This window comes from Streptomyces sp. NBC_00448 (assembly GCF_036014115.1).
GTDB lineage: Bacteria > Actinomycetota > Actinomycetes > Streptomycetales > Streptomycetaceae > Actinacidiphila.
This window is the reverse complement of sequence record NZ_CP107913.1, coordinates 4,716,590-4,730,244: the sequence shown is the minus strand read 5'-3', so window position 1 is coordinate 4,730,244 and position 13,655 is coordinate 4,716,590. Positions and strand designations below refer to the sequence as shown.

Below are 13,655 nucleotides of genomic sequence, written 5' to 3'. Positions count from 1 at the left end.
ACAGCATCGGTGATGTCGGGCGGCTGGTAGAGGAAGCGGCCCGGCGCCGCATCGTTCACAACAGCCCTGCTGGTCAGCGTATTTGCCACGCCAGTGCGTACAGGCGTCGCCTACTTGGCGCCGGCTCCATGAAAGGCAGTGCACAGCAACCTCGGAGACCTCGTAGTCGAGATCCGGGGCCGACAGCCCGGTCTTGTTCAGGACCGTGGTCACGCTGACGCGCCGGTAAGGCAGTGCGTCGGGGATGGCCGCGTCGACCTGGTCCTGTCCGGCGGCGTCGCGGGCGGCCACGCGCTACTTCAGCACTCGGGGGAACCCGCGCGTACTCCAGTGGGGAGTTACTTCCCCCGGTCGCGCCGTTCGCCGGTCGGCCCGTGCGGCGTTCGCCGGTGCGGCGAACTCCCCTGGCCCGCATGGCCGTTCACGGCCGCCGCGCCGGCTGTCACGGGCCGATGAAGCGGACCGTCTCCGTCATGTCCGCGCGGTCCGTGCGCAACGGCGGGACGCGGTCCCGCTCGTGGCCCACGGCGAGGCCGCACAGCAGGACGAGGCCGTCGCCGGCGCCGGTGGTCTCGCCGACCGTCCTGCGGTACATCGTCCACATCACCTGGGGGCAGCTGTGCAGGCCCTCCGCCCGCAGCAGGAGCATGACCGTCTGCAGGTACATCCCGGCGTCGGCCCACTGTCCGGGGCCCATGGTCCGGTCGAGATAGCAGAACAGGACGACCGGGGCGCCGAAGGCCGCGGAGTTCAGGGCGGCGATCTTCGCGGGGCGGTCCGCGTCGTCCCGCGCGACGCCGAGCGCCTGGTACCGCTGGGCGGCCGCGGCGGCGAAGCGGTCGCGGTAGGGCGGGACGAGCTCGGCCGGGTACATCGGGTACTCCCGGTCGTCGCCGGGGTCGCCCGCCCGGGCCCGGGCCGTCGCGCGCCGCTTGAGCGCGGCCAGCGGCTCGCCGGTCACGACGTACACGCGCCAGGGCTGGAGGTTCCCGCTCGACGGCGCCCGCGTCGCCGCGGCCAGCACGCGTTCGAGCACGTCCCGGGCCACCGGTTCGTCGCTGAACGCCCGCACGGCCCGGCGGCTGTCCACGGCTTCGTACACGTCCACGTCCGCACGTCCTCCCGCTCGGTGACGGGTGTCCCCGTATCCCGTCCGGTGCGCGACCGTATACGCCCGCGCACGAGGGGACTTCAGCGGGCGGGCGGGCGCGCTCCCAGGTCCGCGCGTTCACGGGCCGGTGCGCAGCGGCGTGGCGAGCAGGGACGACAGGCGGCGCCCGAGCGCGGGGGTCAGCGCCTGGGAGTAGCCCTCGGCCATGTGGCTGTCGTCGCGGTAGACGAACGTGTCGGCGGCGACGACCGGGCAGGTGCCGGCGCTCGGGCACAGCCAGGGGCGCGGGTCGATGACGCCGACGTCCTGGGCGCCGGCCGCCGCCCGGGCCGCGGCCGCGACCACCGGCTGCTTCGCCGAGCCCGCCACGGTGTTCGCGCACCGCCGAAGGTCCAGCGGGTGGGCCGCCGCGCAGTCCACCGGGTCGCCCTTCGGCCAGGGCGTGTCCAGCAGGGCCACCACGCGGGCCCCGGTGGCGCGCAACGTCCGGAAGGTGCGGGCGTACCCGTCGGTCCACTGCCGCAGCGGGTCCTTCGCGCGGGCGGCGGGCGTGGCCGAGTCGGAGGACGAGGTGACCACCAGCCAGGGGTGCGACTGCGCGATCCTGGCCAGCGCGTGGGCGCGCCAGGTGTCGCAGGAGGTGTACGTCCCGCTGCCCCGCTTGACGGGCACGTCGGCCACCTTGCAGGACGCCTTGGTCAGCGACACCAGCTTCCAGTGGTTCGCGCGCGCCAGCCGGTCCATCGGCTCGAACCACTGCGCCGCGTGCGAGTCGCCGAACAGCACGACCACCTTCGTCGAGTCGAGGTCCCCGTACGCGCACTCCGGCGATTCGGTCGCGTCGTACCCGACATGGCAGTCGTCCTGGTAGACGGGCGACCGGACCGAGGTGACCTGCTCCAACCGCGGCGTGAGGTTGCTCGGCAGCGCGTCGTTCGGCGCGGCCAGCAGCCGCGCCAGGCTCGCCTCGGGGTCCGGCGCCGCCGCCAGCGTGCCGGCGAGCGAGGGCGCGTGCCCGCGGGTGGCGATCGCCGGCGGGAAGAGCTGCGCCACCAGCGACACCGCCACGGTGCCCGCGGTGATCCCGAGCCCGACCGCCAGCGACCGGCGGGGGCGGGCGCGCAGTGCCCGGTGGAAGCGCACCGGGTTCTCCACCAGCCGCATCGTCACCCAGGCCAGGAGCAGCGCGACCGCCGACAGCGCCAGCGCCAGGCGGACGGACCCGGATCGGTGCAGCGCGGCGGGGCCGATCACCAGCAGCGGCCAGTGCCACAGGTACCAGCCGTACGAGAGACCGCCCAGCCACGTCGCCGGGCGCAGCCCCAGCAGCGCCCCCGCGCCGGCCCGTCCCGCCGCGCACCCGCCGCCGACCACCGCGACGGCGGCCAGCACCGGCAACAGGGCGCGGCTGCCGGGGAAGACCGTCGCGTCGTCGAACCGGACGGCCGCGTAGCCGATTCCCGCCAGGCCCGCCCACGACGCCGGCGCCGCCACCCACCACGGCAGCCGCTCCAGCCGGCCGGTCGTAAGCGCCACCAGGGCGCCCGCGCCGAGCTCCCAACCCCGCGTCTGCGGGCCGAAGTACGCCCACGACGGCGAGTCCGCGGTGGTCGTCGCGCTCCACCACAGCGACACCAGGCAGAGCGCCCCCAGGGGTATCGCCAGCACGGCCGGCGGCAGCGCGAACCGGCGGGCCAGCTTCCAGCCGGCCAGCAGCAGGAGCGGCCACACCAGGTAGAACTGCTCCTCCACGGCCAGCGACCAGAAGTGCTGGAACGGCGAGGGCGGGCTGTTCTGCGCCAGGTAGTCCGTGCCGGTCGCCGCCATCCGGATGTTCACCGCGTACAGCGAACTGCTCAGCGCGTCCGCGACGTACTGCCCGAACCGGGCCTTGTACAGGTAGAGCCGGCTCCCGGCGAGGGTGGCGACCACCACGAGCGAGGAGGCGGGCAGCAGCCGCGTCATCCGGCGCCCGTAGAACGCGGGTATGGACAGGCCGCCGGTCGAGGACAGTTCGCGCAGCAGCGCCGAGGTGATCACGAAGCCCGACACCACGAAGAAGACGTCCACGCCGACGTATCCGCCCGCGACGTGCCGCACTCCGGCGTGCGAGAGCACCACGAGCACGACGGCGACGGCCCGCAGCCCCTGGATGTCCCCGCGCAGGGCCTTCCGCGCGGGTGGGGTGCCGCTGGGGGAGCCGTTTCGGGAGTCGCTCCGGGTCTCGCGCGCTCGGCGCCGCTGCTCGGTGGCCGGGGAAAAGTTGCTCACGGGTGTACGACCGCCCGGCCGCCCCTTCGTTGCCCCGATCGCCAAAGCGTCACCGGCCCGCCGTTCCCCGTACATCCGGCGCGGGCGAGGCGCGGAGCTGCGGGTTAACCGGATGTGAACCGGATACCAGCCACCGCCGAACCGCGGCCGCGAAGACTGGGCCTCCGGGATGCGCACGACCCGAACGACCCGCACGACGCACACACCGCACACGGCACACGGCACACACAGGACACGCAGGAGCACCGTCGAGGCGCTGTGGAAGGGGCGGCCCATGGCTTCCGAGCCTGGTGAAGCGGGCGGGCCGCCGCATGGGACGACCCCGGGCAAGCCGCCGGCCGGAGTGCCTGAAGCGGCGCGCGAAGGGGCTGCCGACGCGTCGCCCGCGGAGCTATCGGCCCACGCGCGGGTGGTGGCCCGGCAGCGGATTCGCTTCGCGCACGCCTCGGTGGGCGGCGCGATGGACGTGTCCCGGGTGGCCGCGGCGCAGCCGGTGGAGCGCGGCTGGGCCTGGGGCGGCGCGACCGGGCGCGGGGTGCGGGTGTGCGTGATCGACAGCGGCGTGGACAGCTCGCATCCGGCGATCGGCGGCAGCGCCGAGTCGTACGTGGCAGAGCCCGACACGCCTGCGCCGGGGGCGCGTTGGGACGTGGTCCCGGACACCGCGGGTGACCTGGCCGGCCACGGTACGGCCTGCGCCGGCATCATCCGCTCGCTGGCGCCGGAGTGCGAGCTGACCAGCGTCCGCATCCTCGGGTCGGGTCTGCGGGGCAGCGGCGAGGCGCTGGTCCGGGCGCTGGAATGGGCGGTGGAACGGCGGTTCGCCGTCGTCAACGTCAGCCTGTCCACGCGCCGCGAGGAGCACAAGGAGCGGCTGCACGACCTGGCGGACGCGGCGTACTTCGCGGGCGTGACGCTGGTGTCGGCCGCGCACAACAGCCCGGTGGACAGCTATCCGTGGCGCTTCCCCTCGGTGCTGTCCGTGGGCGCGCACGCCGAGCCGGACCCGGAGTACGTGGAGGCCAACCCGGACCCGCCGGTCGACCTGTTCGCGCGGGGCGTGGCCGTCGAGGCGCCCTGGCCGGGCGGCGGCAAGCGGGTGGTGTCCGGCAACAGCTTCGCCGCCCCGCACGTGACGGGCCTGTGCGCGCGCATCCTGGAGCGCCATCCGCGCTTCCGCACACCCGAGTTGCGCCACGTCCTGACCGCCACCGCGGGGAATCTGAGGAGGAGCCAGGGATGAGCGGTCCGCAGCGCGCAGCACAGTCGCCGTCGTACGACGAGATCCTGCGGTCGACGGTACGGCTGGCCCGGCTGTCCTTCTCCGCCGCCGCGGCCTCGGTCTTCCTGCGCGACGAGGACCAGGGCCTGCTGGTCTTCGAGGCGTCCTCGGGCGTGGGCGAGGACCGGCTGGTGGGCGCGGCGATCCCCGCGGGGCAGGGCATCGCGGGCTGGGTGGCGGCCACGGGCGAGACCGTGATCGTACGAGGCGTCGCCGACGACGACCGGTTCGACCGCGACTTCGCGCTCAGCACGGGCCTGGTGCCCGACGTCCTGATGGCCGTCCCGATGGAGCACGCGGGCGAGATCATCGGGGTGCTCGAAGTGCTCGACCCGAAGACCGACGGCGTCGGCGACCTGGACGCCATGGACCTGCTCTCCGAACTCGCCCACCAGAGCACGGCCGCGCTGGCGCTGCTGCTGACCCACCGGCGCACGGCCGGTACGGGGCTTACGGGGGACGCCGGTTCGGCCACGGGGGCCGGTACGGACACCGGCCGGGCCACGGAGTCCCGGCCCACCGCCGAACCCCTCGACCGGATCAGGTCCGCCCTCGCCGGAGCCACCGGCGGGCGTGCCGACGCCGGCCACGCGCTGCTCGCCGCGCTCGCCGACCTCCTGGACCCGACGGCCGGTCCGCCCCGTGGCCCGACCCCTGGCCCGACCCCGGACCCGACCCCGGACCCGGAAACCGGCCGGGCACCGTAGGAACCCTGTTCGGCACACGCACCTCCACGCACCCCACAGCTACGAGGAGGAATTCATGCAGGATGATCCGGAGCGGTTCGACGGTATGTCGTCCGCGCTGTGCCCGCTCTATGTCGACCCCGTTCTGATGGAGGTCGAGGCGCATTCCGCGGACGTCGGCGCCGACGATCCCGGCGAATCGGGAGAAGCCGCGGAATAGCTCCGCAGAAAGCGGATCGTCACTCGCGGAGTACTCGGGAAGTGGGCTCTTTGCTGGCTCTGGCCTGCTCTTTTGCCGTTTCCTCGGGAAATTCACATCACATTTCACGGTGGGATGTTCGGAGTCGGAATTCCTCTTGCTGTTTTACGGCGGGAGGTCGGAAAATGCGGCGAAGCACAAGGGGAATCGACTTATTGACACCGTGGTGGGGCTGCCGTAATCTCGGAAATCGGGGGCGCTCAGCACCCCGAAAACACCTTTACTTCCCTGGAGGAATTCATGTCTGGTGGGGCCGAGAAATTCGAGGGCGTCGAGGTCATCTGCGGCGTGTACGACAAGGACGCCGCGCCCGCGCTCTTGGGCAACGACGTCGAGGGCCACTCCGCCGAGCAGCTGCCGTCGGACGGCGTCATCTGTGGCGTGTACGACAAGGAAAACGCCTGAGCCACAGGGGAGCGGGCGCCGGCGCGCCCGCACCGCCGTTGACGCACCGCCGTTGACGGCACCGGTCCCGGAGGGCCCGGACCGGCGCGTCGCCGCGAGGCCGCGCGCCCGGTCCGGGACCCCTCACGTCGGCCCCCTCGTCAGGCCCCTCGGCCCCTCGTCCGGGACCTTCGTCCCGCCCGTCAGCCCCGCCCGTCACGCCCCTCGACAGGAAGCCCACGGCGAACGATGAGAGTCCTCGAAGGAAAGTCCGGTGTCTGGTACCTCGGTCCCGGCTCCACCGTGCTCATGCCGAAGCGGTTCCACGACGGCGGGCGGCTGACCGCCGAAGGACAGGCCGAGTTGGAGCGGTTCGGCGTCGAGCAGCCCAAGCCGACCGCCCGCTACAGCCTCACCGTGGTCACCTCGACCGCCTGCAACCTCGGTTGCCCGTACTGCTTCCAGAACACCGAGGCCGCCCGGCCCGGCCGCTTCGACCCGCCGCGCATCCCGCGCGAGGTGCTCGACGGCCCGATGATCGACAAGATCGTGGCCTTCACCGAACCCCGCCTGCGCGCCACCGGACTCGACCGGCTGTTCGTGCTGCTGTTCGGCGGCGAGCCGCTGCTCAACCGCTGGGGGTGCACCGAACTGCTCACCCGGCTCTCCCGGTTGGCCCCGCTGACCGCCTCCATGGTCAGCAACGGCGTCCTGCTGACGCCCCGGACCGCGCGCCGGCTGGAGGAGGCCGGGCTGCGTTCGGCTCAGATCACCCTGGACGGGCCGCGCGAGCTGCACGACAGCACCCGCTTCACCCGGTCCGGACGCGGCACCTTCGACAAGGTGCTGGACAACTGCGCCGCCGTGCAGGAGGCCACCGGCCTGCGGCTGTCGCTGCGCCTCAACACCACCGCCGAGGGGCTGCCGTTGCTCGGCGGCCTCGTCGCCGACCTCGTCGGCCGGATCGACCCGGCGCGCTGCACCTTCGACATCGCCCCGGTGCTCAACTACGAGGGCATGTTCGACCCGGTGATGAAGCGCTCGGCGGACGACGTCGAGGTGCTGCTGCGCGCCTACGCGGACGCCCTGGAGCTCGGGTTCACCGTGGGCTGGCCGGGCGGCAGCGCCTGCGGCTTCTGCGGCGAACGCGACGGCGGCACCGGCGCGGTGATCAACGCCGACGGCACGCTGTACAGCTGCTGGGAGACGATCGGCAAGCCGGGATACGAAGTCGGCAGCGTGGACGACGGCTACCGGGAGTACCCGGCCGACCGGTGGGTGAGCTGCGGCGAGTTCGCGGTCAGCGCCACGACGGCCGCGCAGTCGCGGGCGTTCGACGACGCGCTGACGGTCGGCCTGCTGGAACTGCTGCGCGACCACAGGCGCCGAACCGCCGCGGCGGCGGCGACCGCCGCACCGACAACGTCCCCGGCCGCGAACGGAGTCGGCGCACGGTCCGGGCCCGGGTCCCTGGCGGTGACCGGCTCGTGAAGGTCCTGCTGTGCCCGCTGAGCAGCGGCGGCTTCCTGCACCCGGCGACGGCGGCGGCCCTGGAGCTGCACCGTCGCGGGCACGACGTCACGCTGTTCGCCGCGGGCGCGGCGGGACGAGCGGCTGCCGCCGCCGGGATCGCGGTCCTGCCCGCGGCGACGGAGCGGGAGCCGTACGCCTTCGACGTGAGCCGCTGGTTCCGGGACGGCGAGTCCCAGTACCGGGTGGTGCGGGACGCGGCGCGGGCGCTGCGGCCCGATGTCGTGGTGACCTCCGTGCTGTGTCCCGGTGCGCTGCTGGCCGCCGAGGTCCTGGACCTGCCGGTGGTCGTGCTCGGCCTGACCTGCCACCTGTGGCCGTACGCGGGCCCGGCGGTGAACGGGGACGCGGCCGACTCGGACGCCGACTCGGACGCGGAGGATCGGCGTTGGCGGCTGGCCGAGACCCTCAAGCACCACCAGGCGCTGCGCGACCGGTTGGGGCTGCGCACACCGCAACCCAACGACCGCGCAGGGCAGTTGATCGGCCGGGCGTTCCTGCTGCGCGGGCACCCCGGCCTCGAACTGCCGGGAGCGGTGCTGCCGCGGGGCGTACGGCACGTCGGCCCGCTGTGGTGGGAGCCGTCCTCCGACGACGACCCACCCTCCGCCGGCGCCTCGCCGCACTCCGCCGACGACGCCCTCGCGGACCACCTGGACCGGGTCGGAAAGCCGCTGGTCTACGTCCACTTGGGGCGCACGTTCGGCGGCGAGAGCCTGTGGCGCTGGATCGACGCCGCCTTCACCGGCACCGGCCACCAGGCCGTCGTGGAGCTGGCCCGCACCAGCACGCGTGCGCCCGCGCCCGGGTCCGATGTCGTCACGGTCCGCCGGCCGCGGATGGGCGATCTGCTGGCGCGGGCCGAGGCCGTCGTCAGCAACGGGACCAGCGCTCCGGTGCTCGGCGCGCTGCTGCACGCACGGCCGTTGCTGCTGCGGCCGAACGGCGGTGAGCAGCGGCTGCTCGGCGCGGCGTGCCTGCGCGCCGGGGTCGCGGCGGAACTGCCCGTGCACCCGGCGCCCGGCGACGCGGTGAGCCGCGCGGTCGGCGACGTGCGGTTGCGCGCCGCGGCCCGCACCCTCGGGACCGCGCTGGCCCAGGCCAAGAGCGCCACGGCCGCGGCCCAGGAGATCGAGGAGGCCGCCAGCTGACCACGCCACGGCCTCGCCCGACGGGGCGCCGACGCACCTAGCCCACAAGCCCTTTAGCCCGCCTGAGCCCCGCCCCGTCCCGCCGGACCGAGGAGCGCACGTGACCTCCACCATCCCCACCGACCACGCCGCCGTCGCCTACGACGCCACCGCCCCGTTCTACGACCTGCTGTCCCAGGGCGACGACTACACCGTCTTCGGGAACATCCTGGAGACGCTGATCAAACGCGCGGACCCGCCGGGGAACAGACTGCTGGACGCCGGTTGCGGCACCGGCCGCAGCACCGTCGCCTTCGCCGAGCGCGGCTTCGACCCGGTGGGCGTGGACATCAGCGCGGGGATGATCGGTGTCGCCCTCGACAAGTACGCGGACCGCGGCATCGAGTTCCATGTCCACGACCTGCGGCTGCCGTTCACCGCGAGCGGCAGCTACGACGTGGTGCTGTGCATGAGCGACATCGCCAACTACCTCGCCGACAGCGCCCATTTGACCGACGCGCTGGCGAGCATCGGCAGCGTGCTGCGGCCCGGCGGCGTGCTCGTCTTCGACGCCAACACCAGCCGCGGCTACACGCTGATGACGTCCACCCACGTCTACGAGTACGACGGCCTGTACGCCACCATGAGCGGGCGCTTCCTGACCCGGGGAGGCGACCCGAAGCGGTTCCGCATGGTCATGAACGCCTTCCGCAGCATCCCCGGGCAGCCGGACACCTGGCACCGGGAGCGCGTCGAGCACCTCCAACGGCACCACAGCCGCGCGGAGTTCGCCGCCGCGCTGGATGCCGGCGGGCTCGACCTGGTGGCCGCCCACGGCCTGGAGCGCGACGGCTCCCTCTCCGACGGCGTGGACGAGGAAGCGCACACCAAGGGCCTGTACGTCGCCAAGCGCCGCTCCGGCGCGTGACCCGGCGCCCGACCCGCCCGACCCGCCCGACCCGCCAGGTCGTGTGATCCGACCACCGGACCACGCGCCCAGACCCGCTCGACCCGCTGTCCGACGCATGGACGATCCGGCTCACGCCCCGGGGGCATGACGTGATCAACCGCAGTTTCACCCTGATCTGGGTCAGCCAGGCGCTGTCCGACGTGGCCAGCGAGATGACGTCCCTCGCGCTGCCGCTGGCCGTCCTGGCGGCGACCCGCTCCGCCGTGGACGCGGCGCTGGTCGCCACCGTCGTCGGCATCGCCCAGCTCCTGGCGAAGCTGCCCAGCGGGCTGATCGCGGACACGTACAACCGCAAGGCGCTGATGCTGCTGTGCGACGCGGGGCGGGCGGCCGTCGCGCTGCTGCTCGCGTGCGCGCTCGCCACCGGGAACCTCACCACCATCGTGGCGGTCGCCTCGGCGGCGACGATCGCGCTCTTCTCCTCGGTGTTCGGCCCGGCCGAGTCCGGGGTGCTGCGCCAGGCCGTGCCGTTGGAGCGGCGCCGGGAGGCGATCACCCGGAACATCGTGCGCAGCAACATCGCCATCGCGGTCGGTCCGCCGCTCGGCGGTCTGCTGCTCGCCGTCGGGGCGCCGATGGCGTTCGTCGCGGACGGCTGCTCGTACCTGCTGTCGCTGGTGCTGGTGACGCGCGTCGCCTACCGGCACATCCCGCGCCCCCGGGCCGCCTCGCGAACGGGAACGGGAACGGGCAAGGGCGCGGGCGCCGCGGCGGCGAGTCCGCTGCGCAGCACCGCCACCGAGCTGACGCTGGGCTTCGGCTGGGTGTTCCGCCGCAGCGGTCTGGTGGTGCTGGTCGTCTTCGCCGCGTACGTCAACCTGCTCGGCCGCTCCATCGAGTTGCTGGCCGCGTTCGGTGTCTCGCACGACGGCGCGCACCCGGTCTCGGCCGGGCTGGTGCTGACCGCGGCGGGCGTCGGCGGCATCGCCGGCGGCCTGTGCGCGGGGTGGATACTGAAGCGGCTGAAGCCGACCACGATCGTCGCCGCGGCGTCGGTCGCGTGGCTGCTGATGATGCCGTGCGCATCCACCGGCGACGAGTTGACCAGCGCGGTGGCCGTCGGCCTCGTGGTGTTCTCGCTGCCGTCGGTCGGCTCCCTGGTGGGCCTGACGATCAGCGTGGAGGCCCCGACGCATCTGCAGGGCCGGGTCGGCGGCGCGGTCACCCTGCTCGCCATCAGCATCGCGTGGGCCGGGCCCGGCCTCACCGGCTTCCTCATCGCCGGCCAGGGGCCGTTGACGGCGTCCGTGGTGCTCGCGGCGCCGATGGTGGTGCCGCTGATCGTGCTGGCGGCAAGTCCCCGGCTGCGGGCGGCCGTTCGCAAGATCGGCACCGTCGCGGCCCCGGACCCGGAACCGTCCTCCGCTGACGCGGGCGACACGGGAGACGGCGCGGACGGCGCGCCCGGCGCGGCTCCCGTCGAGGAGGACGTCATGGCGCACGCCTACGCGTCCGCCGACGACGCCGGAGGCACCCCCTCGCCGTCCCCGGCAGCCGCCGCCCGCACGCGACTTGACGAACTCCCGGACGCCCTCGGCCCGTTCACCATGCTCGCCCTCGGTCTCGGCCGGGCCCGCCCCCTGCCGTGACCCACCGGCACCCACCCGCCCGGCACGTCGAAGGACCCCAAGAACCCGTTGGACTCTCGGGGCCCCTCGCGCGCGGCGGCCTACAGTTCCGCCAGCGCCGCGATCTTCGTGTCCTCCCGGGCGAACGCCACCTCGTCCACCGGGTTGCCGCGCACCGCCGCCGTGGCCGCGACCAACTCCTGGAGCACGCACACCTCCACCAACGCCCGCTGCGGAGCGGTCAGACGGGCCGGGACCGTCACCGGTCGCACGCCCGCCGGGACGGGCGCCGAGCCGTCCGTCACCGCCAGCACACCGGTGGGCTTCTGCGTCAACTGGCGGGCGAGGGACAGTTCCCGCGCGCCGCCCACCACCACATGGCTGGTGTGCTCGCTCGCGCAGTCCATCGGCCCGTGCAGGTACGCCCGGGTGCCGTACGCCGCCGACGGCACGAGCGGCCCCTCGCGCAGCAGCAGCGCGACGGCCTCGGCCGTGGTGAGCTGCGGCGCCGCCGCCACGATGTCGGCCGAGCCGCGGGCGAGCGGTCCTGCCGCGAACTCGCCGAGCACCTCCCCGTTGCGTGCCACCGACTCCTCGATCAGGTCGGGGAGTTCACGCCAGCGGCCGTCCACCGCACCGTCCACCGAGCCGCTCGCCGCGACCTCGGCGAGCATCGCGATCGCCGCGTACGTGACGACGAAACCGACGGTCGAGACCCGGCTGTCCGGCTGCGCGCCGAGCGTCAGGGCGGCGCCGGCGGCCTCCCGCAGCGGGCTGTCGTCGGCGTTCGTCACGGCCAGTGTGGGCACCCCCGCCCGGCGGAACCGGGTCACCAGGTCCGCGGTCTCCCTGCTGCGCCCGCTCTGGGACAGGGCGACGACCACGTCCGGCCGGCCGGCCGCCGCCGGGTAGTCCGAGCAGTCCGTGCGCCAGGCATCAACCCCGGCCGCGCGCAGCGCGTACAGCGGCGACGCCAGCGCGGCGGAACTCGCCCCGATCCCTGCGAACAGCACGCGCCGCCACTCGGGCCGCCAGACGCCGTCGGCGAGCCGCGCGGGGAGCGTGGCCACGGTCTCCCGCAGCGCGGCGACCTCGGCCAGCCGCCCTTCGTCGTAAGTGCGGCCGTACACGGGGCCGTTCGAGGCGGTGGGTCCGGCCGGGGCGGCGGTCATGCCTGCGCCCCCTTCTCCTCGCGCGGGTGCCAGGCGCGCCGAGCGATCGCGGGCACGTAGTCGCTCAGGTCGACGGGGAAGCGCACCACGGTCTCGGTCTCCGCCGCGTAGTAGGCGGCCATCAGCAGCTCGGTCACCGCGACCCCGCTGTCCAGCGACTCCAGCGGCGTGCGCCCGTCGGCGAACGCGCGGGTGATGTGCGTGTTCTCCGCGGTGTAGCCGTACGCGGCGGGCTCGTCGGCGATCACCGGCATCAGGCCCTGCTCGGCGTTCTGCTTCTCCAGCATGTCCTCGCCCGCGGCCTGTTGGAGCGCCCGCGAGAAGAACACGTTCGCGTCGCCGCTCAGCGAGTTGGCGTTCATCGAGTACTCGGGGCCGAGCAGCTCGAACGACAGCCGCATGCCCGCCCCGACATACCCCCAGGACGTCATGGCCTCCACGATGACCGGCTCGCCGTCGCCGTTGACGAAGGTGAACGTCGCGTTGGCGTAGTCCTCGGACGGGGTGGTCCGGTAGTCCTGCACCCCCGGGTGGGTCTGCTCCAGTTGCGCCGCGTACCGGTCGCGGCCCCAGCGCAGCGAGGCGACGGTGGCGGTCACCGACACCGGCCGCAGCCAGTCCGAGGGGTCCTTGCCGGGCGGGGTCAGCAGGAAGCGGCCGGCCTCCAGGGAGTGGCACATCAGGTCGTTGAGGACGCCGCCGCCCTGGGCCTCGCTGTCCCAGAACCACGCGGAGTGCGGGCCCGAGTGCTCCTCGGTGCAGCGGGCCAGGTACGGGGTCCCGGAGCGTTCGGCGCCGCGCGCCCACATCAGGTCGCGGGTGCGGGTCAGCCGCGGCGAGTAGACCTGGTTCTCCAGGTAGGCGTGCGGGATGCCCGCTTCGTGCACCAGCGCGGCGACCTGCCGGGCCTCGGCGAGGTTGCGGCCGAGCGGCTTCTCCACGGCGATGCCGCGCAGCGACGCCCGCCCGGCGACGACCTCGTCGCAGATCGCCTTGACCACCTGGACCCGGGTGTGGTTGGGGGTGAGCACCCACACCGCGTCGACCCGCTCGTCCCGCACCAGGGCGGCGATGTCGTCGTACGGCGTGACGTCCTCGCCGACGCGCAACTCCTCCGCGTAGGAGGCGAGTTCGCGGGCCCTTTCCAGGTCGCGGGACTGGGTCGCGACGATGTCGGAACCGCGGATCGCCTGCCAGGACCGTACGTGGAAGTGGGCGATGAAGCCGGAACCGATGATGCCGATCCCGAGGGTCTTTCCGTTCATGGACTGTCCTTCATGCGTCGTGCGTGG

At 73.8% G+C, this 13,655-nt stretch carries 12 protein-coding genes; 8 read left to right on the top strand and 4 right to left on the bottom strand.

Features of this window, described 5'->3' with window-relative positions:
• Positions 1-442: 442 nt before the first annotated feature.
• Positions 443-1,108, bottom strand: coding sequence for a nitroreductase (locus OG370_RS20035; protein WP_328466189.1), 666 nt, complete (start codon positions 1,106-1,108; stop codon positions 443-445).
• A 120-nt stretch (positions 1,109-1,228) separates the two neighbouring features.
• Positions 1,229-3,382 (bottom strand): acyltransferase family protein, encoded by a 2,154-nt coding sequence (locus OG370_RS20030; RefSeq protein ID WP_328466187.1) that lies wholly within the window; start codon positions 3,380-3,382, stop codon positions 1,229-1,231.
• A gap of 274 nt (positions 3,383-3,656) precedes the next feature.
• Here OG370_RS20030 and OG370_RS20025 point away from each other — a divergent pair, with 274 nt between their 5' ends.
• The 8 genes from OG370_RS20025 to OG370_RS19990 all read left to right on the top strand — a co-directional run bounded on the left by OG370_RS20025 (position 3,657) and on the right by OG370_RS19990 (position 11,212).
• Entirely contained in the window at positions 3,657-4,625 is a 969-nt protein-coding gene (locus OG370_RS20025; protein WP_328466185.1) for a S8 family peptidase, read from the top strand.
• On the top strand, positions 4,622-5,371 hold the full coding sequence (locus OG370_RS20020; RefSeq protein ID WP_328466183.1) for a GAF domain-containing protein: 750 nt from the start codon (positions 4,622-4,624) through the stop codon (positions 5,369-5,371). The genes OG370_RS20025 and OG370_RS20020 overlap by 4 nt, the downstream gene beginning before the upstream one ends.
• A gap of 55 nt (positions 5,372-5,426) precedes the next feature.
• Positions 5,427-5,570, top strand: a complete 144-nt coding sequence (locus OG370_RS20015; protein WP_328466181.1) for a hypothetical protein — start codon at positions 5,427-5,429, stop codon at positions 5,568-5,570.
• A gap of 279 nt (positions 5,571-5,849) precedes the next feature.
• On the top strand, positions 5,850-6,014 hold the full coding sequence (locus tag OG370_RS20010) for a hypothetical protein (protein WP_328466179.1): 165 nt from the start codon (positions 5,850-5,852) through the stop codon (positions 6,012-6,014).
• A 228-nt stretch (positions 6,015-6,242) separates the two neighbouring features.
• Positions 6,243-7,484: a radical SAM protein gene (locus OG370_RS20005; protein ID WP_328466177.1), complete on the top strand. Its 1,242-nt coding sequence runs from the start codon at positions 6,243-6,245 to the stop codon at positions 7,482-7,484.
• Complete coding sequence (locus OG370_RS20000) at positions 7,481-8,674, top strand: glycosyltransferase (protein WP_328466175.1); 1,194 nt, start codon at positions 7,481-7,483, stop codon at positions 8,672-8,674. Before OG370_RS20005 ends, OG370_RS20000 begins: the two co-directional genes overlap by 4 nt.
• A 100-nt stretch (positions 8,675-8,774) precedes the next feature.
• The gene (locus OG370_RS19995; protein WP_328466173.1) at positions 8,775-9,581 is read left to right on the top strand and encodes a class I SAM-dependent DNA methyltransferase; all 807 of its coding nucleotides are present in this window, start codon (positions 8,775-8,777) and stop codon (positions 9,579-9,581) included.
• 131 nt (positions 9,582-9,712) lie between these two features.
• Entirely contained in the window at positions 9,713-11,212 is a 1,500-nt protein-coding gene (locus OG370_RS19990; protein WP_328466171.1) for an MFS transporter, read from the top strand.
• An 80-nt stretch (positions 11,213-11,292) separates the two neighbouring features.
• On the opposite strand, the gene OG370_RS19985 is transcribed toward OG370_RS19990, so the two are convergent.
• On the bottom strand, positions 11,293-12,363 hold the full coding sequence (locus tag OG370_RS19985; RefSeq protein ID WP_328466169.1) for an SIS domain-containing protein: 1,071 nt from the start codon (positions 12,361-12,363) through the stop codon (positions 11,293-11,295).
• Positions 12,360-13,628, bottom strand: a complete 1,269-nt coding sequence (locus tag OG370_RS19980) for a Gfo/Idh/MocA family protein (RefSeq protein WP_328466167.1) — start codon at positions 13,626-13,628, stop codon at positions 12,360-12,362. Before OG370_RS19980 ends, OG370_RS19985 begins: the two co-directional genes overlap by 4 nt.
• Positions 13,629-13,655: the final 27 nt, after the last annotated feature.